Genomic DNA, 24,295 nt, shown 5'->3' with positions numbered 1-24,295 from the left:
GCTCACCCGGAGAGCGTGATGCCGACGGACGGCATGGTCGGGATCTGGAAGTCGACCTCGGTGACGCTCTTCGGCGGGGCCGGGAACTGCGCGAACAGCGGGCGGCTCTCATTGGGTTTGATCCCGGAGAGCCCTGTGGTGCACAGGCACTGGCCGTCGGTGTCCCGCAGGACGAGATAGCGCTTCTTGCCCTTCTCGTCGATCAGGGACGCGCCCGAGACGGACGACTGGGACTTCACCTCGGTCTCCTTCGAGCGCCAGTCGATCGCGTTGAAGAGCTGGCTGCCGCGGTTGGTGACGGTGCCGTTCACGGTGACGAACCCGCCGTCGTCGCGCACCGCGGAGTGCAGGGTGACGACGATCCCGCCGGGCCCCTTCATCTCGCCGATGGTCTTGGAGGTGTCCACCGCCGGCTCCTGCTTCCCGCCGTCGTCCTTGGCCGCGGTCGACGCCCGGCCGGCGCCGTGGTCGGGTTTCTCGCCGCCGTCGCCGCTGCCGCACCCGGCCATGGCGAGGGCCAGGGCCGCGGCGAGCGCCGTCGCGGCGGCCCCCCTCCGGGCCTTCGTCGTGTGCCGCATGCTCATCGCTCGCTGTCCTTTGCTCTTCGTTCGCTCGTCAGTCGGCAAGGTGCACGGAGAAGAGGTCTTTGGCGTCGGGGAAGAGGTCCAGACGCGTCGGGTCGATGGTCAGGTCGACTCCGTCGCAGCGCAGGTCGATGGGCGGCTTGTCGTCCTTGCCGTCGTCCTTACCGCCGTCGCCGCCCTCGTCGTCGTCCTTACCGCCGTCGTCCTTACCGCCCCCGCCGTCCTCGTCGGGCAGCTTGGTCGGCGGGGCGGGCTCCTCGGCCGTGCAGCGCGGGGTGACGACCGCCTTGGCCGTCGCCTCGGCGTGCTTGTTCTCCGTGCCGGGGATGACGGTCTTGCCCACGGGCTTGTGCGTCCGGACCGTGACGGTGAAGGACGTCGGCAGGAAGTCGGGCCCTTGGCAGTCGGTGACGTCCGCGCCGTTCTGGTCGGCGAACCACTGCGCCTCGTCACAGGCGCTGGTGCCGCCCAGTCCCCGTCCGCTGAGCAGGTCCTCCCATGCGCTGCCGTTCGCGATCGCCTCCAGGAACCCCTTCCGCAGCTGGTCGCGGTAGTCCTGGGCGGCCGCGAGGGCCGCCGCGTCGGCGGCGGTCTGTCCGCCGTTGCGGGTGGCTCCGGCCTGGCCGACGGCGAAGAGGGCGAGCGCGAGGAACAGGAGGCCCGCCACCGCCGTGATGTAGATCGGGAATGCCTGCCCCGCGTCGCTCCTGAGATCTCGCCGCGCTGTCACGGGGCTGATCAGATGCCGACGACCTGGGAGATCTTGTTGGAGATGGCGTTTGCGATCATGCTGCCGAAGTCCGTGGTCGACAGCACCAGCACGATGGCCACCACCACGGCGATGATGCCCAGGTATTCGATCGAGGTCTGGCCCCGATCGTTCCGCATGACGCGCTTCCCCATTGTGTTCCCCTCCATGGGCTGCCGTGCCTTCGTGGTCCGGCGACTCAACCCCCGTCATGCCGCTCGCGACAGGAGCAAAGTACGCCGAAACAGCCGTCTCGGAACAGTGCTCCAGGAAGCATTGCCTTCCCCGTTCACCACGTTCGAACCGTGAGCGCAGGGACCGGCAGCGGCCGCGCATCCGTCTCACCCCCTCCCGGCGCGAGGAGTTCACCGGCGACGACTGTCCCACATTCAATTGCAATCGCGAAGGAAGTTCACCCAAAAGAGACCGTCAGTCACCGGTCACCGAGCCGAAGTCGGTGCCGGACCCGATGAAGAACCCCGCGACGAGCAACACCATCGTTCCGGGCACCATGAAGGTCGTAATGACCATGGTCGCCTTCGGCACCGCGCGGGCCGCGCGCCGCCGGGCGTTCTGTGCGTCCGTACGGCGCATGTCGTTCGCAATGGCGATCAATGTCTCGACAATCGGAGCGCCCAGCTCCTCACCCTGCTGGAGCGCGGTGACGAACTGCGCGACCTGTTCCGAGTCATTACGCTGACGTAGTTCCTCGAACGCCTGGCGGCGGCTGACACCCATGTCCATTTGCCGAAGTGTGATGCGAAGTTCATCCGCCCAGGGACCCTCGTACTTCTCCGCGACCCGGTCCAGGGCCTGACGGAAACTCAGTCCGGCGCTCACCACGACCGCGAGGACGTCCAGGAAGTCCGGCAGGGTCCGCTCGATCGCGTCCTTGCGCTCCCGCACCGCCGCCCAGATGCCCACCTCGATCCAGAACAGCCCGAACGCCACCAGCAGCAGCGCCAGCAGAACCTGGCCCTTGAGCAGCATCACCAGCGCCCCGCCGAAGCCCAGCGCCCCGTAGACCGCCCGCCGGGCCGCGTAGCGGTCCACCGTCAGACCGCCCGGGTTGCCCGCCAGATCGATCCGCCGGCGGACCCGGGCCACCCGCTTCTCGCCCATCAGCCGCAGCACGAAGGGGGCGTAGCGCATGCCCAGCCGGTCGACGGCCGAGCCGACCGCGGTCGTCCGGCTGGAGCCGACCTCCAGGGCCACCGCCAGATCGCTGGGCAGCTTGGCCTCGCTGCGGTACAGCGCGATGCCGTAGGCGATGCCCGCCACCGCGAGGCCGGCCGCCAGCGCCAGCAGCAGTGCCATGTCCCTGTGTCCCCTTCGTTCAGGTTCGTTCCGGTCGGACCTGCCCGGTCAGACCTGGTTCGCTCTGGTTCAGACGTCGATTCTGGACATGCGGCGGATGAGGAAGAAGCCGATGCCGTACAGGCAGAAGGCCGCGACCACCGCGGCCTGGCCCCAGAAGGAGGACGTCATCCGGTCCAGTGAGCCCGCCGAGATCCGGTTCATCAGCAGCAGCGTGCCGATCCCCAGCAGCGGTACGACATACGCGGTGACGGTCACCTGGGAGAGCTGGGTGCGCACCTCCCGCCGGGTCTCCTTGCGCTCCTCCAGCGTCTGGGTGAGATTGCGCAGGGAGCTGACCACGGTCCCGCCCGCGCGGTTGGACAGCACCAGCGTGGTGACCAGCACCACCAGCTCCCGGGACGGCAGCCGCTCCGCCAACTCCTCCAGGGCGTCGTCGATCGAGTGGCCCACGGCCAGCTTGGCCGCGACCTTGGCCAGCTCCTCGCCCGCCGGGGCCTCCATCTCGTCCGCCGCCATGCCCAGCGCGGTGCGCAGCGCCAGCCCGGCCTGGGTGGCGTTGGCCAGGATCCGCGACAGCTCGGGCAGCTGGTTGATGAACCGCTCTATCCGCTTCTGCCGCTGCCAGTTGAGGAACGCGAAGGCTCCCCAGACGGCGATCACCGCGGCTATCGGGCCGAAGAACGCCGCCAGGAAGGACGCCGCGAGCAGCCACAGCCCGGCCGCCGCCGCCGCCGTCCAGACGAAGAACTCCCCCGGGGTGATCTCCAGGCCCGTGGCCGCCAGCCGCAGCTCCAGCTTCCGGCCGACGGAGGTGGCGCGCAGCCGCCGGTCCAGCCGGGCGAACCGGCGCCCGCGGGCCCCGCCCGGCAGCGGACCGGTCTCCGCGAGCCGGTCGATCAGCGCGCGCTGCTGCTCCTTGCCGCGGACGTAGGTGTGCACGCCCACGACGCCCAGCGCGCCGCACACCAGCGTCGCGCCGAGGGCCGCCGTCGCGAGATGGTCCATGGGCCCTGCTACCTCCGGTCCCTGGGGTGATACGGGGGTCGGTCGTGCGGCGGCCGGTCGTACGGGTCGGATCCGGCCGCGCGGGTGGCCAGCTGGGCCGGGAAGGCGGCCACGCCGAAGGCCGGCGGCACCGATTCGCTCGCCATCCGCAGCCGCTCCGCGACCCGCTCCGGCAGCGGGAAGTAGCGGAACCGGCCGTGCACCACCCGGTCCGCGCCCATGGGCTGGGCGTCGAAGCGGCAGACGGTGGCGATGCGGTACGCCTCGTGGCCGTGGCTGTCGAGCAGCGCGATCTCGCTGATCCGGCGCGAGCCGTCGGCGTGCCGGACGAGCTGGACGATGCAGTCCACGGCGCTGTTGATCTGGTCCCGCAGCGCCTCGTAGGGGATCGCCACGTCCGACATGGAGGCGAGCGTCTGGAGCCGCATCAGCGCGTCCTCCGCGCTGTTGGCGTGGACGGTGGCCAGCGACCCGTCGTGGCCGGTGGACATGGCCTGGAGCATGTCGAGGGTCTCCCCGCCGCGCACCTCGCCGACGATGATGCGGTCGGGGCGCATCCGGAGGGAGTTGCGGACCAGATCGCGGATGGTGATCCGGCCCTTGCCCTCGACGTTGGGCGGCCGCGACTCCAGCCGGATGACATGGGTCTGCTGGAGCTGGAGCTCGGCGGCGTCCTCGACGGTGATGATGCGCTCCCCGTCGGGGATCAGCCCGGAGAGGGCGTTGAGCAGGGTGGTCTTGCCGGAGCCGGTGGGGCCGGAGACCACGACGTTGAACTTGGCCCGCACCAGCGCCGCGAGCAGCATCAGCATCTGCTCGTCCAGCGTGCCCATGCCGATCAGCTCATGGAGGGTGTAGGCGCGCGGGAAGCGGCGGATGGTGAGCGTCGCGCCGGTGAGGGCGAGCGGCGGGATGATCACGTTGACCCGCTCACCGGACGGGAGCCGGGCGTCGACCATCGGATTCGACTCGTCCACCCGGCGGTTGACCGTGGAGACGATGCGCTCGATGGTCTGCATCAGCTGCTCTTCGGAGGCGAAGCGGACGGGGACCAGCTCCACCCGGCCCGAGCGCTCCACGAAGATCTGGTCCGGGCCGTTGACCATGATCTCGGTGATCGAGGCGTCCTCCAGGAGGGGTTCGAGCACCCCGAGGCCGAGCGCCTCGTCCACCACCCGGCGGATCAGCTGGGAGCGCTCGCTGGTCGACAGCACCGGGCCCTCGCGGCTGATGATGTGGCCGAGCACGCGCTCCAGCCGGGAGCGGCGCTCGGTGGCGGCGAGCGAGGACATCTCCGCGAGGTCGATCTCCTCGAGCAGCTTGGCGCGGTAGACGGAGACCAGGTGCCCGTCCTGGCGTCCGCCGCCCTCGCCGTTCCCCTCCGGCGCGGTGATACGGGCCCGCAGGCTCATCGGTCGCCTCCCATCGCGGCCGCCCCCGCGCCGTCTCCCTCTGCGCAGGGCATCGTGGCGCTCTTCTCGGCGCTGCCGAAGTCGAAGCCGGGGATGACGGAGGGGATCTCCACGGTCGCGGTGGCCCGCGCCTCCCCGCCGCCGCAGCCGCCGCTGCTGATACCGGCCCCGTCGGCCAGCCACCCGCTCATCGCCGCCAGCCCGGCGGCCTGCGGGCTGGTCCGCGGCTCGTCCAGCGAGGCCGTCCGCGCCGCCGCCCGCGCGGCGGTCCCGGCCTGCTGCGCGGCGTACGCGGCGATCCCGAGCTGCACGGCGGCCAGCGCGACGAGGATGAGGACCGGCAGGAAGCCGAGAAACTCGATGGACGCCGAACCCTGATCGCGCCCGCGTCCCCCCGCCGCCCCTCGACCCGCCCGGCCGCGGCCCGCGTCGGCGAGACCCCACCCGCCAAGCGGAGCGGAGGCCGCAGGATGCTCGGCCGTACGACGGCGTCGGGGCAGCGGCGGGACGACGACTACGCGGCGCCGAGCCACCCCGGCACTCCCCCGCACGCGCGTGCGGCCCCCACCGGCACCCGCGCCCAGGCGGCCGGGCCGACGGGCGTCCGCATCGGCCACCACCGTGTGGTCGAACGCCGCGCCACGGCCGCCCGGCCGGGCTACCGCTTCCGGGCGGACCGTCGTGGGACGGTCCCGCGGCGAGTGGGCGGCCGCGACGTGCGGCGACGCGACGGCGCGAAGGGAGGACGCGAGACCGGCCGCCCCGCGCCTCCGCCGGGGGTTCCCCGCCTCGGGACGGCGCCGCCGGGCGGCCCCGGCCCGCGTCGAGCGGCCCCCGGGGAGAAACATCTCGCCCAGGCCCCGCCGCCACCACGCGCCGGCCGCAGCCGCGGACCGTCGGACCGCTCGCACCGTGGTCCCCGCCCGGTAACCCCGCCGCCAGGCTGCCGCTTCCGGACCGGCGGCCGTAAGACGGCCCCGCAGCGGGGCGGCGATCACGCGACGCCGCGCCGCGACGGCGCGGGGCGAGGAGGTGCGGCGGGCCGCCCGGCGCCTTCGCGGCGCGGCCCCCGCCTCAGGAGGGCACCGCCGGGCGGCCTGTGCCGAACCAACCGGCGAAGCGCCGGGGAACACCACGCCCGAGCCTCGCCACCGCCCCGCGACGGCGGCAGCGGACCCACCACCCGCCGCACCAAGTACCGCCACCTCACCCACGGCCCCGCCGTCCGAGACCGCAGGGCCCTCGGCCGAGGCCACGAAACCGGCCCCAGACCGAGGGATCGGCCCAGGACGGCCACCCGGCCGGGGAGTCGACGCTGGCGCCGCAAACCCAGCCGCCGAGGCCGCCGGGCTGTCGGCCAATGCCGCAGACCCACCACCCGCCGCACCAAGTACCGCCACCTCACCCACGGCCCCGCCGTCCGAGACCACAGGGCCCTCGGCCGAGGCCACAAAACCGGCCCCAGACCGAGGGGTCGCCCCAGGGCGGCCACCCGGCCGGGAGGTCGGCGCGGAGGCTTCGTGGTGACGGGTCATCGTGTCACTCGCCTCCGCCCGCCAGATCGGTTTCGTCCGCCGCGCCCGCCGTGCCGGTGACCGTCCAGGGGAAGTCGGCCGCGCCGGGGAAGAGGATCGGGACGTGGAGTTTCACCGTGGCCTTGTAGACCGCGCCGTCGCCGCCGGCGCAGTCGATGTCGGCGCTCCAGGAGCCGGGGATGTCCTTGCTCGCCGCCTCCTGGCAGGCGCCCGCGCCCTTGGCGGCGCCCGCGCGGGCGCCCTTGTCGGCCGAGTTGCCGGCCAGTGAGTACGTGTAGCCGACCAGCACCAGCTGCCAGATGACCACGAGCACGGTCAGCGCCAGCGGCAGGACGCCGAGGAATTCGACCGTCACCTGGCCGCGGTCGCCGCGCTTGCGCAGGAAACGGCTGGTGGGGGGCGAGGGGGCGATCTCGCCCCGCGCGTCGGTGCCGTCGCCCACGCTGCCCTCCGCCGCCGCGTCGCCGCCCGCCGCTATGGCGTGGCGCCGCCGCAGCCCCGGCAGCGAGCGCTCGCCGCCCCCGGCCGCGTGGCCGCCCCGGTGCGCGGCGCGGCGGCCGCCGCCCGGGGGCGCGGCGTCCGCCAGGCCCAGCTCGCCGGCCAGCCCCCACAGCGCCTGTTTGACGGCCGACTTGGCGTCCAGGTCGTGCATCCGGCCGGAGTCGACGGCGGGCTGGAGCTCCTTGTAGCCGGCCGGGATCGCCGTGCGCGCCACCGTCGTGCCCGTGGCCCGCTGGACCAGCTGGGGCTGGATCTCGGCGCTGCGGGTGAGCCGGTTGACCACGGTCACGGTCTCCTCGGCCTTGCGGATCTGGAGCCGGTCCCAGAGCCGCACCATGCGCTTGGCGGCGCGCACCGCGACCACGTCCGGGGTGGTCACCAGCAGTGCGATGTCCGCGGTCTCCACGGCGGCGGCGCCCGCGGAGGTCATCTGCGTACCGCAGTCGACGACCACGAGTTCGAAGCGCGACCGCAGGGCGCCGATGACCTGGCGGGCGGTGCGGTCGGTCACCTCTTCGCCGCGCTCCCCCTCGCCCGGCGCGAGCAGCAGCCCGAGCCCGGTCTGGTGGGTGAACACCGCGTCCTGGAGCACGCGCGGCGAGATGTCGCTGATCTGCGCCAGGTCGGCGATCGAGCGCCGGAACTGGACGTCGAGGTAGGAGGCGACGTCCCCGGCCTGGAGGTCCATGTCGACGAGCGCGACCTTACGGCCCGCGGCCCGCGCGGCGAGCGCGAGCTGCACGGCGGTCACGGTGGTGCCGACCCCGCCCTTGGCGCCCGCGACCGCGACCAGCTTGCCGCCGGGCCCGGTGGTGAGCTGGTCGACGCCGCCCCCGAGGTGGCGGCGCACGCCGGTCGCCCACTGGGCGGCGCCCTGGACGCGGGCGGCCAGTTCGTCGTACGACAGCGGTATCCCGGCGATGCCGCGGGCGCCGGCGTCCATGGCGGCCGAGTACAGCGCGGGCCCCGCGTCGGCGGTCACCAGGACCACGCCCACCGCCGGGAAGCGCAGCGCGATCTCGCGGATCAGCTCCAGCGCGGGGGCCGGGCCGATGCGCTCATGGACGAGGACGACCTCCGGCAGCTCCTCCAGGGATGCGGCGGCCAGCGCGGCGAGGGTGTCGAGCAGCGCGGTCGAGTCGCCCACCGGCTCCGACGGTTCGACACCGGGCAGCCGGCCGAGCAGCCCGCCGAGGGAGCGGGCGGCGTCGGGGTCGCCGACGGCCGGCAGAATTCTGATCGTCACCGCGGCACCTCCTCACTCACTTGTCACCGTCGAGGGTGTAGGTGCGGTCGCCGGGGTCTATGGAGTCGTCCTCGCCCGGGGCGACCAGCGCGAGCCGCACATGGGAGGCGAAGGACTCGGCGTACGCCACGCGCTGGGCGTTCTTGGTGTCGAGCGCGAAGGTGATCGGGACGGCCTCGTTGATCCGCCGCTTGTCGTCCTGGTCCGGCTCCAGGGCGGTGATCTTGCCGAGGTCGAGCACCTCGGCGCCCGCGACGATCAGCTTGGAGACCGGTTCCTCGTCCTGGGTCCTGCCCTCGAAGGTCGCGTAGATGTTGACCTTCGCGCCCGGCGTGATCTTGCCCGCGACACCGGTGGCCGCGTCGATCATGATGGCGATCTCCTGTTCGCCGGGCTTCAGGGCGGGCCGGTCCACGATCATGTCCCGTTGCAGCAGCGACCCCTTGGCCAGCTGGGTCACCGCGATCTTCCCGCGTAGCTCGGCGAGATCGGTGACGGCGGTGGAGGGCACATAGCGCTCGGGCATCGAGACCTTCTCGAACTGCCCCGCCTCCAGGGCCTTGTACGGCTTGACGTCCGAGGTGAGCTTGTACGCGGTGGTCTCGGGGCCGACCTTCGACTCCACGTCGTCGATGACGGCGAGCACTCCGGCGAAGGCACCGACGGCGCACAGGACCGACAGGAGCAGCAGGATGACTCCGCGGCGCTGGCGTGAATTCATGGGACGCACAACCTCGTTCGGGGACGTTACCGGCTGGTCAGGGCGGGACGGTGGGACGTGAGCAGGGCGGGGATCTCATCGCCGCGCGCCACCGGGCAGGAACAGAAGGCGCAGCGGTCGCCGATGAGTTCGAAACCGCACCAGTGGCACTCCTCTCTCCTGACGGAGGCCACGAGCTGGTAGAGCACCGAGAGGTCGGGGATGGCCGCGGCGAACTCGATCAGCTTCGGGGTGCCCCACCAGCGCGCCGACTCGGCGGGCAGCGGCACCTCCTCCACCCCCCGTACGCCCCAGGCGGGGGCGAGGGCGCCGGTGACCCAGTCGTCGTGGCCCGCGCCGCCGTCCCCGTGGCCATGGCTGGTCAGCTGGCCCCGGGCGACGGTCAGGGCGGTGGCGTAGCCGGGGGCGGGCAGCTCGGCCGCGCCGCCGACCCTGACCAGCCGCGGGGTGGGGTGGGCGAGCACCCCGAACTGGGCGCCGGGCATCCACGACTTGACGTGCGAGGTGAGGCTGACCGGGACCCGGTCCAGCCGGGCGACGCTGCCCAGGAGCGCGCCCGCGTGGATGTAGTGGGAGAGCAGCCGGGCGGCGCAGGCCAGGACGCCGGGGCTGAAGTCCGATAGGGACAGCTGGCGCAGCTGGCGGGCGAGCACGGCCACGGCCAGCGGCGGCAGTTCGAGCGGCAGCAGCGCCATCCGGTCGCTCTCCAGGACGGCACGCACGGTGTGCAGCCGGCGGACCACGGCCGCGGGGGTCGCGGCCGGGTAGAGCACGATGAGATAGCCCTGCTGGTCCAGGAGGGTCGCGACCTCGGCGGCCGCGTCGTCGAGCGACTGCGCCTCCGGCGGGCGGAGCACTACGGCCGACGGGGTCTGCCCGTCGGGCGGCGGAAGCACCAGCTCCCGGCCGGTGACTGCTATCGCGGTGGGCACGTCGGCTACCCCGTCTCACATCGGCGCCGAGCGGCGGCGGCCACAGGTCTTTACTGCCCCTGTCCTGGTGCGTCGTCTGTCCTGGTGCATCGTCACTTTATCCACGAAAGCCGCGCGAGAGAACAGTTCCTCTGGGTTCCTCACCCGGGCCGGTTGCGGAGGGCGCGCATCCTCTTGACAAGACTATTGGTCTGGACCACTTTACGTTCATACGGTGGCCACCGTCCGCAAGCTCCTCCTTTACGCCGGCTTTCCAACGGATTCCCCCACGGAGGCAGTCATGGACCGTGCCCCACACCCCCGCAGCACCCGGCTCAGACGCCGGTTCGCCCGGCTGACCAGCGCGTTCGCCACCGCCGCACTGGGTGCCACCGGCCTTGTCGCCCTCGGCGGCGGCGCCGCGAGCGCCGCCGCCGCCAACCTCGCCCAGAACCCCGGTTTCGAATCCGGCCTCAGCGGCTGGACCTGCTCGGCCGCCGCCGGCACCACCGTCACGAGCCCCGTCCACAGCGGCTCGGCCGCGCTCAAGGCCACCCCGGCGGGCACGGACAACGCCCGCTGCGCCCAGACCGTCGCCGTCCAGCCCAACTCCTCGTACACGCTCAGCGCCTGGGTGCAGGGCAGCTATGTGTACCTCGGCGCGAGCGGCACCGGCACCACCGACGTCTCGACCTGGACGCCCTCGGCCACCGGCTGGCAGCAGCTCAGCACGTCCTTCACCACCGGCGCGAACACCACCTCGGTGACCGTCTACACCCACGGCTGGTACGGCCAGCCCGCCTACTACGCCGACGACATCACCCTGACCGGCCCCGGCGGCGACCCCGGTGACCCCGGCGACCCCGTGCCGGCCGCGCCGGGCGGGCTGAGCACCGGCGCCGTCACCTCGTCCTCCATCGCCCTGTCCTGGTCCCCGGTCACCGGCGCGACCGGCTACAACGTCTACCGCGACGGCTCCAAGGCGCAGTCGGTCAGCGGCACCTCGGCGACCGTGACCGGCCTGTCGCCGTCCACCTCGTACCGGTTCGAGGTCACCGCCACCAACGCGGCGGGTGAGTCGCCCAGGTCGTCCGCCGTCACGGGCACGACCTCGGCCGGAAGCGGCGGGGGCGGTGGCGGCACCGTGCCGAAGCACGCGGTCACCGGCTACTGGCAGAACTTCGACAACGGCGCGACCGTGCAGAAGCTGGCCGCCGTCCAGGACCAGTACGACATCATCGCGGTCGCCTTCGCGGACGCCACCGGCACCCCGGGAGCGGTCGACTTCCATCTCGATCCCGCCGTCGGCTACGGCAGCGAGCAGCAGTTCAAGGACGACATCAAGGCCAAGCAGGCGGCCGGGAAGTCCGTCGTGATCTCGATCGGCGGCCAGAACGGCACGGTGTCCGTCAACGACACCGCATCCGCGAACAACTTCGCCAACTCCGTCTACGCCCTGATGCAGGAGTACGGCTTCGACGGCGTCGACATCGACCTGGAGAACGGCCTCAACGCCACCTATATGACCCAGGCGCTGCGCGCGCTGTCGGCGAAGGCCGGGTCAGGGCTCGTCATCACCATGGCCCCGCAGACGCTCGACATGCAGTCCACGTCCAACGCCTACTTCCAGACGGCGCTGAACATCAAGGACATCCTGACGGTGGTCAACACGCAGTACTACAACAGCGGTTCCATGCTGGGCTGCGACGGAAAGGTCTACTCCCAGGGCTCGGTCGACTTCCTCACCGCCCTGGCCTGCATCCAGCTGGAGGGCGGACTGTCCCCGTCCCAGGTCGGCCTCGGCGTCCCCGCCTCGACGCGCGGCGCGGGCAGCGGCTACGTCTCGCCGACGGTCGTGAACAACGCCCTGGACTGCCTGGCCCGCGGCACGAACTGCGGCACCTTCAAACCGTCCAGGACCTACCCGGCGCTGCGCGGCGCGATGACCTGGTCCACCAACTGGGACGCGACCGCGGGCAACGCGTGGTCCAACGCGGTGGGCCCCAAGGTCCACGGACTGCCGTAGCGTGACGCGGCCCCTTCCGCGGAAAGCGAGCGGAAGGGGAGAGGAAGGATCGCAGAAGGATCAGAAGGCCCAGAAGGCGCGGCAGTCGCAGAAGGGGAAAGGGGGCCGGGGCGCAAGCGCTCCGGCCCCCTCATCCGCATTTTTCACCCTCACGGGTAGCGAAGATGACGCGTGGGGTTGACAACGGCATTGGTCTGGACCACCTTATACGCACGCCACAGGGGCCCCTGAACGCGCATTGGCAACACCACCCCCACACCTCTCCCCCCACACACGGAGGCTGTCGTGGTACGCGCACAGATCACCAAGCGGTTGCTCTCCGCCGCCGCGGTCGCCGCCCTCGCCGCCGGAGGGCTGATATCCGCCGGATCGGCCCACGCGTCCGAGGAGCAGCCCGCCGCCGGGCATGGCGCCGCCGCCGTCCCCGAGCACGCCGTCACCGGCTACTGGCAGAACTTCGACAACGGCGCGACGACCCAGAAGCTGTCGGACGTGCCGGACGACTACGACATCATCGCGGTCGCCTTCGCGGACGCCACCGGCACCCCCGGAGCGGTCGACTTCACCCTCGACCCCGCCACCGGCTACGGCGACGAGCAGCAGTTCAAGGACGACATCAAGGCCAAGCAGGCGGCCGGGAAGTCCGTGATCATCTCCGTCGGCGGTGAGAAGGGCACGATCTCGGTCAGCGACGACGCCTCGGCGGACGCCTTCGCCTCCTCCATCACCGGCCTGATGGACGAGTACGGGTTCGACGGCGTCGACATCGACCTGGAGAACGGCGTCAACTCCACCTACATGACCAAGGCCCTCAAGGCCGTCCACGACAAGAAGAGCGACGTCGTGGTCACCATGGCGCCGCAGACCATCGACATGCAGTCGGCGAACACCGAGTACTTCAAGACCGCCCTGGGCATCAAGGACTTCCTGACGGTGGTCAACATGCAGTACTACAACAGCGGCTCGATGCAGGGCTGTGACGGCCAGGTCTACTCCCAGGGCTCGGTCGACTTCCTCACCGCCCTCGCCTGCATCCAGCTCGAGAACGGCCTGGACCCGTCCCAGGTCGGCATCGGCGTCCCCGCCTCCACCAGCGGCGCCGGCTCCGGCTACGTCGAGCCGGGCGTCGTCAACGACGCCCTCGACTGCCTCGCCAAGGGCACCGGCTGCGGCAGCTTCAAGCCGTCCAAGACCTACCCCGGCATCCGCGGCGCGATGACCTGGTCCACCAACTGGGACGCGGCGAACGGGAACGCCTGGTCGAAGGCGGTCGGCGAGCACGTCCACGGCCTGTAGCAGACACCTCGGCACCACGTACGCCGGTGCGCCCCGCTCACGGAATGCGGGGCGCACCGGCGTACGGGTGTTCGGGGGTTCGGACGTTCAGGCAGGCGTCAGGGCTTGGGCAGCGCACACCCCGCCCGGTTCAGGTCGATCTTGTTGCCGGTGGTCACGCATGCCGGGATGCCGTAGGTCTCCTGGGCGTAGTTGATCCCCTGCCGCACCGTCACCGTTCCGCTCTCGTCGACCTCGCAGGGGTTGTTGAGGGTGCAGCGGCCGCCGTCCTCGTTGCCCGTGTTGTTCACGGCCACGACCTTGCCGGACGCCGGGTCGACCACGGGAGAGCCCGAGGTTCCGCCGATCGTGTTACAGGCGGAGGTGTAGCGGACCGAATCCTTCCAGGTCCACTCCCCTTCCTTGAGACGATAGGCGAATCCGTCGATATTGCAGGAGTAGATCCTCTTCCAGTAGCCGGAGACCACATTGATGGCGGAGCCCTGGGTCGGGTGGCTGTCCGACAGCTGGAGCGCCTTGATCCCGTACGTCGACTGGATCTGGGCGTATGTGGACGTCAGCTGGTACAGCGAGATGTCGGTGTCGGTCATCGTCGCGTACGCGATCTTGCTGGCCCGTACGGTGCCGGCACTGCCGCCCGAGGCGGTCAGCAGGGTGAAGCTCCGGGTCGACGGCTGGTCGACGATCACTTCTCCCGCGCCCGGGAAACCGCTCTCCAGGCAGTGGCCGTTGGACAGGACGAGCGCGGGGTCGGTGTCGGCCGAGCCCGGCATCCGGACGACGGAGCCGGAACAGTTGCTGAGCGCCACCGTGCCCGCGAAGTTCACGGCCTTCGGGGCCTTGGCGGGGGACGCGGCCACGGGGGACGCGGCCGTCGCGGGCGCCGCGCCCGCGCCCACGAGGGTCGCGCCGCCCAGTAACAGGGCCGAGAGCGCACCGACGAGAGATCTGTGCATGCGGGGGGTTCCTTCCTCGATGGGAGGTGCCTCCGATGAGAGGTGCCTTCGGCTTCGACCATTTCCCACCCTTGCGCATGTCATGCGCATGGCCGAACACTGGCGCAGCAGTCGCTCGCCCTTCACCCCCCAGGAGATGTCATGCGACGCCGCATCAGCGGTAGACGGGCCACCGCCCTCACCGCCTTGCTCACCCTCGCACTCGCCGCCCCCGTGGCAGCCCAGGCCGACGATCCGGCCGCGCGGCCCGACACCGGCCGCACCGCCCCCGCAGCGGCCGGAACCGCCGACGAGACCGTGCGGCAGTACGAGGTCTCCGGCCCCGCCACCCCGGCCGCCCGCTCCGCCGTCGCCGCCACCGGAGTCTCCATCGACGAGGTGAACGCCCGCTCCCTGGTCGTCACCGCCGACGCGGCACAGGCCACGCGGCTGCGCGCGCTCGGCCACCGGCTCACCGCGCTGCCGGGCCCGCCCGACCGCGGCGAGGGCCGGTCCGCGCAGCCCTTCGACTTCCCCTCGGCCGACGCGAAATACCACAACTACGCCGAGGCCAACGCCGAGATCAACGCGGCGGTGGCCAAGTATCCGTCCATCCTCAGCAAGCGCGTCATCGGAAAGTCGTACGAGGGCCGCGACATCGTCGCCCTGAAGATCAGCGACAACGTGGCCACCGACGAGAACGAGCCCGAGGTCCTCTTCACCGCCCATCAGCACGCGCGTGAGCACCTGACCGTCGAGATGGCCCTCTATCTGGTGCGGCAGTTCACCGAGGGCTACGGCAGCGACTCCCGGATCACCAGCGCGGTCAACGGCCGGGAGATCTGGATCGTCCCGGATGTGAACCCCGACGGCGGCGAGTACGACATCGCCACCGGCTCCTACCGCAGCTGGCGCAAGAACCGCCAGCCCAACTCCGGCTCCTCGTCCGTCGGCACCGACCTCAACCGCAACTGGGCCTTCAAATGGGGCTGCTGCGGCGGCTCCTCCGGCTCCCCCGGCTCCGAGACCTACCGCGGCGCCCGCGCCGAGTCCGCCCCCGAGGTCAAGGTCGTCGCCGACTTCGCCCGCAGCCGCATCGTCGGCGGAAAGCAGCAGCTCAAGGCCGCGATCGACTTCCACACCTACAGCGAACTGGTGCTGTGGCCCTTCGGCTGGACGTACGACGAAACCACGACCGGCATGACGCGGGACGACTACGACGCCTTCGCGGCGGTCGGCAAGAAGATGGCGGCGAGCAACGGCTACACCCCCGAGCAGTCGAGCGAGTTGTACATCACCGACGGCGCGATCGACGACTGGCTGTGGGGCGACCAGAAGGTCTTCGCCTACACCTTCGAGATGTACCCGACCTCCTCCGGCGCCGGCGGCTTCTACCCGCCCGACGAGGTCATCGCCCGCGAAACCGCCCGCAACCGCGACGCGGTGCTCCAACTCGTGGAGAACGCGGACTGCATGTACCGCTCGATCGGCAAGGAGGCGCAGTACTGCGCCTGAGCCGAGGCCATACGGCACGCGGGCGCCGCCCCGGCGGGAGACCGCCGGGGCGGCGCCCCTCACGCCCCCTCGTCCGGGTCGTCGCCTTCGTCGTACGAAGGCAGGCGGGCGCCCCTGCTTTCAGCCACCCGCAGCACATCGCGGAGCGCCTCGCACAGCCGGTCCGCGAGGAAGCGCAGTTCGCGCGCGTCTGCCTTGGGGTCGTCCAGCAGCGGCCGGGCGTGATGGAGGAGTTTCGCGCCCATGGACACCTGTACGGCCTCGACCGCGTCCGCGCGTCGGTTCAGCGGGCTGTTCCCGTCGTCCGACGACAGGTAACACGGCTTGCCCTCGGGGTCCGTCCACGGCAGCAGGCGCAGCCCGGTCATCGCGCTCATCCGGACGGCCGTAAGGGAAAAGTGCACTCCCCCATGCGAACAGCCACCCGCTAGGTTCCTTCATGTTCATCAGCTCCATGTCGCTGGTGGGCCACGCCCTCGGGCCGGTGCACCCCGGTCGCGAGGGTCCTGCGTCTCTTCACGCTGTGTGGCGCTTTCCTCACAGAGTGGAGGGTGTTCTGGCTACGCTGCCAGGAGGGCGAGCCTGACAACGCACCCTTCAACTCGGGAGGTCAGCCCATGACGAGGGACCGAAGGCCACGCACCCCCAGGGAGAAGTACGGGGAGGAGCTGAGGCTGCGCCGCATAGCGGCCGAGCTGACGCAGGAGGCACTGAGTGAGCGGGTGGTGTGCTCCCCCACGCTGATCAGCCACTTCGAGGCGGGGCGCCGGCTGCCGAAGCCGGATGACGCGGCCCGGATCGATCAGGCGCTGGGGACGGACGGCTTCTTCGCGCGGTGGCTGGAGGACCTGGAGTCGAAGTGGACCGACCACTTCGCGACCGTCGCCGAGCTGGAACCGCAGGCCACCCTGATTCAGCAGTTCGCGCTCACACTTGTCCCCGGCCTGCTTCAGACGCCCGCCTACGCACGGGCCCTGTTCAGTGCGTACCGCCCCAACCACACGCCCGAGGAGCTTGACCGGGACGTCGTCATCCGAACGGAACGGGCCCGGATTCTGGACAGGCCGTCGCATCCTGTCGTGTGGACGCTCCTCGACGAAGCCGTGCTGCGACGCCGTGTCGGTGGCCCTCAGGTTATGGCCGAACAACTGCACAAGATCGCGGACATGGCCGCAGCGGGGCGCCTGCGGCTGCACGTGCTGCCCTACGCCGCCGGGGCTCACGCGCTCCAGCAGAGTCTGCTCACGCTCATGAGTTTCGGGGATTCCGCCCCGGTGGCGTACGTCGAAGGCTTCCTCACCGGCAACTTGATGGATGATCCGTCGCTGGTGAACGCCAGCCAAACGGCCTACGCTCTGGCCCTGAGCGAAGCATTGTCGCAGCAGGAGTCACTGGCCCTCGTCAGGGCGGTAGCGGAGGAACACGCGGATGGTCAGTAGTGAGCACGCCACCCCCCATGGCTCCGCGATCAACGGGTGGATCAAGTCCAGCTACAGCGGCGGCGATCAGGGTGAATGCCTTGAGGTCGCCCGGGGCCACGCCGACGTCCCCGTCCGCGACAGCAAGAACCCCGACGGTCCGGTCCTGATGTTCGAGTCGTCCGCGTGGTCGGCGTTCGTCTCCGCCGTCAAGCAGGGGGAGCTTCCCAGCACCTGATCCAGGTGGGCCCCTGGCCGGCGAGGGTGCCGACCAGGGGCCACACAACCGTGAGTTTGCGTCAGCCGTCGTTCTCCGCCGACGGGATGTAGGCGCCCGGCACGTCCTGCGGAGCGTAGATCTTCTTCTCACCCGGGTACGGCTTCGCCCAGTTGTGCGTCTCGTACCACGTGAGGTGGTTCATCTGGGCGGGGGGAGCGTAGTCCGGGACGGCGTGGGGGCCGGTCAGGCGCTGCTTCGACTTCCACTGGTTCCACTGGGCGGCGACGTCCTTCATGTCCGCCGGCACCGAGGGCGACGGCACGGCCGCCGCCTTCGGGCTCTGGGCCGCGGGGGTGTCCAGGCCGCAGGACGGCGGGGTCTTCACACCGGCGGTGAGCGAGGTCCGGTTGGGCAGCGCCTTGAACGGGGTGAAGTCCGGCTTCTGGGTGAACGCCTGGGCCATCGGGGTGGCCGCGGTGTCCTTCTGGTTCATCGGCTGGATGCCGAGGATCTGCTCGATGGTTCGCATCATGTTGATCTGCGAGTAGTAGTGGCTGTCCACGGTGCCGTGCTTGGCCCAGGGGCTGATGATCTGGACCGGGGCACGGTGGCCGTCGACGTGGTCGAGACCCGCCTGGGAGTCGTCCTCGACGACGAAGATCGCCGAGTCCTTCCAGTACTTGCTGTGCGAGATCTCGTCGACGATCTGGCCCACGGCGAGGTCGTTGTCCGCGACCTGGGAGGCGGCGCTCACCGGGCCACCGGTGTGGTCGCTGGAGAGCCAGAACATGTTCAGGTTCGCCGGACCGTTCTTCTCGAAGTCCTTCTTCCAGATCTGGGCCCGGTAGATGTCCGGGACGCTGGTGTCGAACTTCGGGTAGCCGGGCACCGACACGTCGTTGAGCGACGGGATCGGCGAGGTGGAGTTCAGCGGGTAGGCGGTGTCCTGACCGGTCGCCGCCATGTTCTTGCTGTCGCAGTACAGGTTCTGCCAGCTGGCGTCCGACGGCTTGGTCAGGAACTGCTGGAACTCGCCGAAGTTCCGGACGGACTTGCCGGCCGCCTGCGCGCCGGTCCAGATGAAGCCGGTCTTCTGGTGGCCGAGGGCGTCGTCCTCGGTGTCGTAGCTGCGGGCGTACTCACCGGCCGAGGACTCGGTGTACTCCGGGTTGTCGGCCTGCATCAGCCAGTTGTGGCCCTCGGCGGAGTTGGTGCCGATGTCGTACGTGTTGTCGTACAGGCCGAACTGCCGGGCCAGGGCGTGCTGGTTCGGCGTGACGTTCTCGCCGAACTCGGTCAGCGACGGGTCGCCGTTGCCCTGCGGCATGTCACCGAAGACCTGGTCGTAGGTCCGGTTCTCCTTGACGAGCAGGAAGACGTGCTTGATCGTCGAGGGGTCGCCGAGCTTGACCGGGACCGGCACCGGCTTGGCCGGGGTGCCGTCGGACTTCTTGAGCGACTCCCCGTTCCAGCCGTTCTGCTGGAAGACCTTGCCGGTGTAGGACTTGATCACGCTGTCGTCGGGCAGCGTGAACTTCTGGAGGCTGGACGTCGTGTCGTGGGTGCGGTGCGCGCCGGTGGCCTTACGGCGGGCGTCGACGCCACGGGTGTTGGAGACGTAGACCTGGTTGCCGGAAGTGGTGATCTCCGAGGGGAAGTAGTCCGTGGGGAGCAGACCGACGTAAGAGACCGGCTCCTGCGGGGAGGTGTACTTGTAGACGGCCACGGCGTTGGCACGGCCGAGGGTCACCAGCAGATGACCGTCGTCGGTGAGGTTCACCGCGGTGGGCTCGTAGCCCACCCGGGCCTTGGCCCAGGGCTGGGTGGAGATGGTCTGGACGACCTTGTCCTTCGCCGTGTCGATGACCGACACGTTGTTGTCGGCGGTGTTGGTGACGAACACCACGCCGTTCTTGGCGTACACGGCGGTCGGGTGCAGACCGACCTCGATGCCGGCGACCGCGGCGTCCTGGTGCGCCAGGTCGATGACGCTGACCGTGCCGCTGGTGGTGGCGGCGGTCTTCTGGTCGGCGAGTACATGGGTGCCGTACGAGTTGATGGTGGGCTCGCCGGGCTTGGCCGGACGGCCGCCCTCGTTGCTCACGTAGAGCTTCTTCCCGACGACGACCATGCCGCGCGGGGCGTTGCCCACGTTCCAGCTCCGCTCGATGGTCCCGGTCGCGGCGTCGATGGCGACGACCCGGTTCTGGCCGTTGACCGCGGAGTACACGGTCTTGCCGTCGGCCGAGAACGCGGCCGCGCCCACCAGGGCGTGCTTGGACCCCTGCGCCGGGATGCTGACGGTCCGCGGGCTGGAGACGCCGCCGTCCGCGTTCACGGTGAACACGGTGTAGCCGTCCGGCTGGCCCAGCCACAGCTGCTTGCCGTCGGGCGAGTACGTCGGGCCCTCCTGGCCCACGTTGTTGCTGCTGATGCGGGGGTTCGACGACGCGGCGTTGCTGACGAGCTGCTGCGTCTTCCAGTTCTTCAGGTCCACGATGGCCAGGGCCGCGCCACCGTCGGTGACCGAGGCGGCCATGTGCGTGCCGTCCGGGCTGACCGTGGACGACATGATCTTGCCCTGGTTGATGACGAGACGGTCGCCGTACGGGGCGATGTACTGGTTGCTGGAGACGACCTGGCCGTTCTCGGTGACCTGACCGACCTGGTCCGTGCCGAACTGGTGGGTCTGCGCGAGCGCCGTGCCGGTGGCCACGAGGGCGACGGCGGTGGTGCCCGCCGTCAACAGCGGTATCCGGCGGCCGATGCGTCTGCTGATGAGGCTGATCCGGGCTTCCTCGGCGAGCTTGCGGCGGCGAGTTACCTGCATGGGGTGTTATCCCTTCGGGGTGGTGTCGAGCAGTTCGACGTTGCCGTCGAACTGCCACAGCGGGTTCGGTGCGTCCCCGTCGGGCGTCCGCACCAGGAAGTAGCCGTTCACTTCCTTCGGTCCATCGCCATCGGCCATGAACCGCCCGTCCGGAGTGACGTCGAGTTGGTAGATGGCCTGTCCGGGGGCCTCGACGCCGGGGAGATGCCAGGTCACGACGCAGCGCCAGTCGTTGCCCGGACCTTCCGCCGCGACCCTGGTGCTTCCCTTGCCGCACGACGCCGTGGCCTTCAACTGGGCCTCGGTGACGGCGGGCCGGTTGAGCTGGTCGGTCTGCATGCGGTACAGGTGCGCGAACGCCGTGGCGAGCGAGCGCTGCACCTTGTCCTGCTCGATCCCCGAGCCCGTCGCCGAGGTCGTCGCGGCGACGACCGCGAACGACGCGGCGGCCACCCCGACCAGCGGCAGGACCCCGACGGCGATCGCGCGGCGGCCCGAACCGTCGTGGGCCGGGTTGGTGAAATCGCGCCGTACGAAGAGCACATACGCCAGCGCCGTCGCGACCACGGCCCACACCAGGCTGACAACGACGCCGATCAGCAGCGGGCCGAGTTGCCGGGGGTCGGTGAACAGACCGTTCCAGGAGATGAAGGCGTAGCTCGGCAGGGCGACGCGTACGGCCACCGGAAGCGGCAGCATCTGGGCGACCGCCATCGCGAGCGAGACCAGCACGGGTACCAGCAGCCCCATCGGGGACCGTCCCAGCGTGACCGACCCGAGGAGGCCGAGTGCGGCGAGCGCCAGAGTGGGAGCGAGGACGCAGACCCAGGAGAGCAGGACCGAGACGGCGGCGTCCGACGGTGCCAGGAGATGGCCGTCGAGACCGACCAGCGGCCGGTTGCCGACCGCGAGGAGACCGCCGACGGTGCTGGAGACCGCGAGCCCGGCCACGAGCAGCAGCAGGACGGTGAGGCTGGCCACCGCCTTCGCCACGAAGATCCGCCGGGGCGAGCGGACCGCCACGAGCAGATGGCGCCAGGTGCCGAGCCGGTCCTCGGAGGCGAACACGTCACCGGCCACGACCGAGGTCAGCAGCGGGAGCGCCCAGGTCCCGGCGAAACCGAGCATCACCAGCGGCCCGGCCCACCCGGAGGCGAGCATCCAGCGCCCGAAGAGGGTGTCGACGGGAAGCGTGCTCTGCTGGCCCACCCCGACGACGAAGAGGGCGGGGGCGATCCAGCAGGCCAGGGCCAGCAGGCGGATCCGCCACTGGGAGAGGAGCTTGACCAGCTCGAAGCGGCAGGCGCGGGTGACGGGGACGCGACGGCCCCCGGTCACCTGCTCGTCATCCTGTTCCCGGCTCCGGGTGAGGGTCGCGGTCATCTGTCCGCCTCCTGCTGCTCGGTGAGGGCGAGAAACGCGGCTTCGAGCGGCGATACGACGGGGGTGAGCTCGCGCAGTGCGACGCCCTTCTCCACGAGCCGCGCCACGAGGTGGTCGAGAGCGGGCACCAGGGCGCGGACGACGAGCGGTTCGGCGTCCCGCCGTACCCCGGCGTCGTCGACGACCTCGATCCCCGGCGCGTCGTCCGCCAGCCGGCGGGCGGCCTGCCGGTCGGAGGTGAGCAGCCGGTAGTCGAGTTCACGGTTCTCGGTGGCCAGTTCGGACAGCGGGCCGGAGAAGACGACGCGTCCGGCGGCGAGGATGGTCACCCCGGAGCACAGCGCCTCGAGGTCGTCCATGTTGTGGCTGGAGAGCACGACGGCGGTTCCGCCGGCCGCGAGCCGGCCCAGGACACCGTGCACATGCCGCTTGCCCGCGGGGTCGAGGCCGTTGGACGGTTCGTCGAGCACGAGCAGCCGGGGCCTGGTCAGCAGGGCGGCGGCGAGCCCGAGCCGCTGGCGCATGCCGAGGGAGAAGCCGCGGGTGCGGTCGTCGGCGACGTCGGTGAGACCGACCTCGGCGAGTACGTCGTCGATCCCCGCCGTGCGCGCGTCGTGGCCGCGCAGCGCGGCCAGCGCGGTGAGGTTCTGCCGTGGGGTGAGCGAGGGGTAGAGGGCGGGGCCGTCCACGAAGCCGGCGACACCGTCGGGAGCGTCGAGCACCCGCTCGACCGGTGTACCCAGGACCTCCAGACGACCGCTGTCGGCCACCGCGAGCCCCAGCAGAAGGCCGAGCAACGTCGTCTTTCCGGCGCCGTTCGGTCCGACCAGGCCGTGGATCTGCCCCTGCGTCACATCGAGGTCGATGCCGTCCAGGGCGACGACATCACCGAAGCTCTTCGTGATACCGCGAGCCCGGATTGCGCGGAGTTCTTCCATGGGTCCCTTCCTTCACGTGCTTCAGGGACCCTAGGAAGTGATCGTGCTGCTCGCGGGGGTGGTGAGTTGAATGTATGGAGAACATAAAGAGACGTGACCCGCGTGACGTGGCGGCCTGAACACGGCGCGGGTCCGCGGCAGACGCCACGGACCCGCGATCCGGCCCGACGTACTGGATCCGGCCCGACGTACTGGCCCGACGTGCCGGCCCGACGTACTAGATGACGACGCTCAGCAGGCCCGCCACCACGAACCCGGCCACCGACAGCACCGTCTCCAGGACCGTCCAGGACTTCAGCGTGTCGCTCTCGGAGATGCCGAAGTACTTGGCCACCATCCAGAAGCCGCCGTCGTTGACGTGCGAGGCGAAGATCGAGCCCGCCGAGATGGCCATGATGACCAGGGCCAGATGGGCCTGGGAGTAGTGGCCGTCGGCGAGCAGCGGGGTGACGATGCCCGCCGTCGTGACGATCGCGACCGTCGCCGAGCCCTGGGCGACCCGGAGCACCACCGAGATCAGCCAGGCCAGCACGATGACCGGCAGGCCCGCGCTGTCGAAGGCGTCGGCGAGGGCCTGGGCGACCCCGCTGCCCTTGAGGACCGCGCCGAAGACCCCGCCCGCGCCGACGACCAGGAGGATGTTGCCGACGGGCTTGAGGGAGGCGGTGGAGACGGTCTCCAGGGACTTGCGGGACCAGCCGCGCCGGATACCCAGCAGGTAGTAGGCGAGGAGCAGGGCGATCGTCAGCGCCACGAAGGGGTGGCCGAAGAACTCGATGACCGAGCGGCCGGTGCTCGGGTCCAGCGCGATGGAGGAGAAGGTCGCGCAGAGGATGAGGACGAGCGGGGCGCCGATGATGGTGAGGACCGTGGCCACCGAGACCGGCCGCTCGGCCGGAGTGGCGCCGGAGGCGCGCTGCTGGGCCGCGACCGCCTCCCTGGACTCCTCGGCCGCCTCGACCATGTCCTGCGGTACGGGGACGAAGACGCGCTTGCCGATCCAGGCGGCGTAGCCCCACGCGGCCAGCACCGACGGGATGCCCACCACGATGCCCATCAGGATGACCCAGCCCAGGTCGACGTGGAGCAGTCCGGCCGCGGCCACCGGGCCCGGGTGCGGCGGCAGGAAGGCGTGGGTCATGGACAGGCCGGCCAGCAGCGGCATCGCGTAGAGCAGGATCGACTTGCCGCTGCGCTTGGCGGCCGCGTAGACGATCGGCGCGAGGACGAAGATGCCGACGTCGAAGAAGACGGGTATGCCGAAGATCAGGCCGGTCAGTCCCATCGCGAGCGGCGCCCGCTTCTCTCCGAAGATGCCGAGCAGCCGGGCGCTGAGCGCCTCCGCGCCGCCGGAGACCTCCAGGATCGCGCCGAGCATCGTGCCCAGGCCGATGATGATGGCGATATGGCCGAGGATGCCGCCCATCCCGGATTCGATGAGCGAGACCGCGTCGGACTTCTGCACCGTGCCGAAGAGTTCGGTGACCGATAGCCCCGCGGCCAGACCGACCGCGATGGAGACGCCGAGCAGCGCCACGAAGGGCTGGAGCCGGACCTTGATGATCAGGTAGAGCAGAAGGGCGATACCGAGGGCGGCGACGGTCAGCAGACCGGCGGTGCCGGGGATGAGCGCGAGCAGACCACCGGTGTGGGGTGGCGTCTCGGCGGCGGAGGTGACGGAGGTGGCCGCGAGCAGCATGGGGGACTCCGGAATATGGGTAGGGGGTAGCGCCGCACGGCGGGGGGCCGCG

Annotated in this window: 21 protein-coding genes; 5 read left to right on the top strand and 16 right to left on the bottom strand. The window is 70.8% G+C overall.

The annotated features are described in order from the left end of the window. Positions 1-2: 2 nt before the first annotated feature. The 10 genes from N6H00_RS25460 to N6H00_RS25415 form a co-directional block, all read right to left on the bottom strand. Positions 3-584, bottom strand: coding sequence for a hypothetical protein (locus tag N6H00_RS25460; RefSeq protein WP_268974154.1), 582 nt, complete (start codon positions 582-584; stop codon positions 3-5). Positions 585-615: 31 nt separating this feature from the next. Further along, positions 616-1,314 carry a pilus assembly protein TadG-related protein gene (locus tag N6H00_RS25455; protein WP_268974153.1) on the bottom strand — a complete coding sequence of 233 codons (699 nt, stop codon included), beginning with the start codon at positions 1,312-1,314 and terminating at the stop codon, positions 616-618. An 8-nt stretch (positions 1,315-1,322) separates the two neighbouring features. Next, positions 1,323-1,472 (bottom strand): hypothetical protein, encoded by a 150-nt coding sequence (locus N6H00_RS25450; RefSeq protein ID WP_268977299.1) that lies wholly within the window; start codon positions 1,470-1,472, stop codon positions 1,323-1,325. A gap of 289 nt (positions 1,473-1,761) precedes the next feature. Beyond that, positions 1,762-2,649 (bottom strand): DUF5936 domain-containing protein, encoded by an 888-nt coding sequence (locus tag N6H00_RS25445; RefSeq protein WP_268974152.1) that lies wholly within the window; start codon positions 2,647-2,649, stop codon positions 1,762-1,764. A gap of 69 nt (positions 2,650-2,718) precedes the next feature. After that, positions 2,719-3,657: a type II secretion system F family protein gene (locus N6H00_RS25440; protein WP_268974151.1), complete on the bottom strand. Its 939-nt coding sequence runs from the start codon at positions 3,655-3,657 to the stop codon at positions 2,719-2,721. Positions 3,658-3,665: 8 nt separating this feature from the next. Further along, positions 3,666-5,069 carry a CpaF family protein gene (locus tag N6H00_RS25435; RefSeq protein WP_268974150.1) on the bottom strand — a complete coding sequence of 468 codons (1,404 nt, stop codon included), beginning with the start codon at positions 5,067-5,069 and terminating at the stop codon, positions 3,666-3,668. Further along, positions 5,066-5,602, bottom strand: a complete 537-nt coding sequence (locus tag N6H00_RS25430) for a TadE/TadG family type IV pilus assembly protein (RefSeq protein WP_329618553.1) — start codon at positions 5,600-5,602, stop codon at positions 5,066-5,068. The genes N6H00_RS25435 and N6H00_RS25430 overlap by 4 nt, the downstream gene beginning before the upstream one ends. A gap of 1,006 nt (positions 5,603-6,608) precedes the next feature. Continuing rightward, positions 6,609-8,351, bottom strand: coding sequence for an AAA family ATPase (locus N6H00_RS25425; RefSeq protein WP_268974149.1), 1,743 nt, complete (start codon positions 8,349-8,351; stop codon positions 6,609-6,611). Between the two features lie 16 nt (positions 8,352-8,367). Beyond that, positions 8,368-9,072, bottom strand: a complete 705-nt coding sequence (gene cpaB / locus N6H00_RS25420; protein ID WP_268974148.1) for a Flp pilus assembly protein CpaB — start codon at positions 9,070-9,072, stop codon at positions 8,368-8,370. 26 nt (positions 9,073-9,098) lie between these two features. Further along, complete coding sequence (locus N6H00_RS25415; RefSeq protein WP_268974147.1) at positions 9,099-10,004, bottom strand: hypothetical protein; 906 nt, start codon at positions 10,002-10,004, stop codon at positions 9,099-9,101. Between the two features lie 280 nt (positions 10,005-10,284). Between N6H00_RS25415 and N6H00_RS25410 the strand changes: the two genes are divergently transcribed. Then, positions 10,285-12,009, top strand: a complete 1,725-nt coding sequence (locus N6H00_RS25410; RefSeq protein WP_268974146.1) for a chitinase — start codon at positions 10,285-10,287, stop codon at positions 12,007-12,009. Positions 12,010-12,294: 285 nt separating this feature from the next. Further along, on the top strand, positions 12,295-13,305 hold the full coding sequence (locus tag N6H00_RS25405) for a chitinase (RefSeq protein WP_268974145.1): 1,011 nt from the start codon (positions 12,295-12,297) through the stop codon (positions 13,303-13,305). Between the two features lie 98 nt (positions 13,306-13,403). On the opposite strand, the gene N6H00_RS25400 is transcribed toward N6H00_RS25405, so the two are convergent. Continuing rightward, positions 13,404-14,261 (bottom strand): S1 family peptidase, encoded by an 858-nt coding sequence (locus N6H00_RS25400; RefSeq protein WP_268974144.1) that lies wholly within the window; start codon positions 14,259-14,261, stop codon positions 13,404-13,406. 141 nt (positions 14,262-14,402) lie between these two features. On the opposite strand from N6H00_RS25400, the gene N6H00_RS25395 reads away from it, so the two are divergent. Next, the gene (locus tag N6H00_RS25395; RefSeq protein ID WP_268974143.1) at positions 14,403-15,755 is read left to right on the top strand and encodes a M14 family metallopeptidase; all 1,353 of its coding nucleotides are present in this window, start codon (positions 14,403-14,405) and stop codon (positions 15,753-15,755) included. A gap of 59 nt (positions 15,756-15,814) precedes the next feature. Here the strand turns inward: N6H00_RS25395 and N6H00_RS25390 are convergent, their stop codons facing one another. Next, positions 15,815-16,132: a hypothetical protein gene (locus N6H00_RS25390; RefSeq protein WP_268974142.1), complete on the bottom strand. Its 318-nt coding sequence runs from the start codon at positions 16,130-16,132 to the stop codon at positions 15,815-15,817. Positions 16,133-16,372: 240 nt separating this feature from the next. On the opposite strand from N6H00_RS25390, the gene N6H00_RS25385 reads away from it, so the two are divergent. Both N6H00_RS25385 and N6H00_RS25380 read left to right on the top strand, forming a co-directional pair. Then, entirely contained in the window at positions 16,373-17,194 is an 822-nt protein-coding gene (locus N6H00_RS25385; protein WP_268974141.1) for a helix-turn-helix domain-containing protein, read from the top strand. Next, complete coding sequence (locus N6H00_RS25380; RefSeq protein ID WP_268974140.1) at positions 17,184-17,411, top strand: DUF397 domain-containing protein; 228 nt, start codon at positions 17,184-17,186, stop codon at positions 17,409-17,411. The genes N6H00_RS25385 and N6H00_RS25380 overlap by 11 nt, the downstream gene beginning before the upstream one ends. A 61-nt stretch (positions 17,412-17,472) precedes the next feature. Here the strand turns inward: N6H00_RS25380 and N6H00_RS25375 are convergent, their stop codons facing one another. The 4 genes from N6H00_RS25375 to N6H00_RS25360 form a co-directional block, all read right to left on the bottom strand. Next, on the bottom strand, positions 17,473-20,223 hold the full coding sequence (locus N6H00_RS25375; RefSeq protein WP_268974139.1) for an alkaline phosphatase family protein: 2,751 nt from the start codon (positions 20,221-20,223) through the stop codon (positions 17,473-17,475). Between the two features lie 6 nt (positions 20,224-20,229). Beyond that, the gene (locus N6H00_RS25370) at positions 20,230-21,606 is read right to left on the bottom strand and encodes an ABC transporter permease (RefSeq protein WP_268974138.1); all 1,377 of its coding nucleotides are present in this window, start codon (positions 21,604-21,606) and stop codon (positions 20,230-20,232) included. Then, positions 21,603-22,544: an ABC transporter ATP-binding protein gene (locus N6H00_RS25365; RefSeq protein ID WP_268974137.1), complete on the bottom strand. Its 942-nt coding sequence runs from the start codon at positions 22,542-22,544 to the stop codon at positions 21,603-21,605. Before N6H00_RS25365 ends, N6H00_RS25370 begins: the two co-directional genes overlap by 4 nt. Before the next feature lie 217 nt (positions 22,545-22,761). Further along, entirely contained in the window at positions 22,762-24,243 is a 1,482-nt protein-coding gene (locus tag N6H00_RS25360; protein ID WP_268974136.1) for a GntP family permease, read from the bottom strand. Between the last annotated feature and the right edge of the window lie 52 nt (positions 24,244-24,295).

The sequence above is a fragment of the Streptomyces sp. S465 genome (assembly GCF_026898115.1).
GTDB classification, from domain to species: Bacteria; Actinomycetota; Actinomycetes; order Streptomycetales; family Streptomycetaceae; genus Streptomyces; species Streptomyces luomodiensis.
Note: the sequence above shows the minus strand (reverse complement) of the source record. Positions and strands in the feature narration are given on the sequence as shown.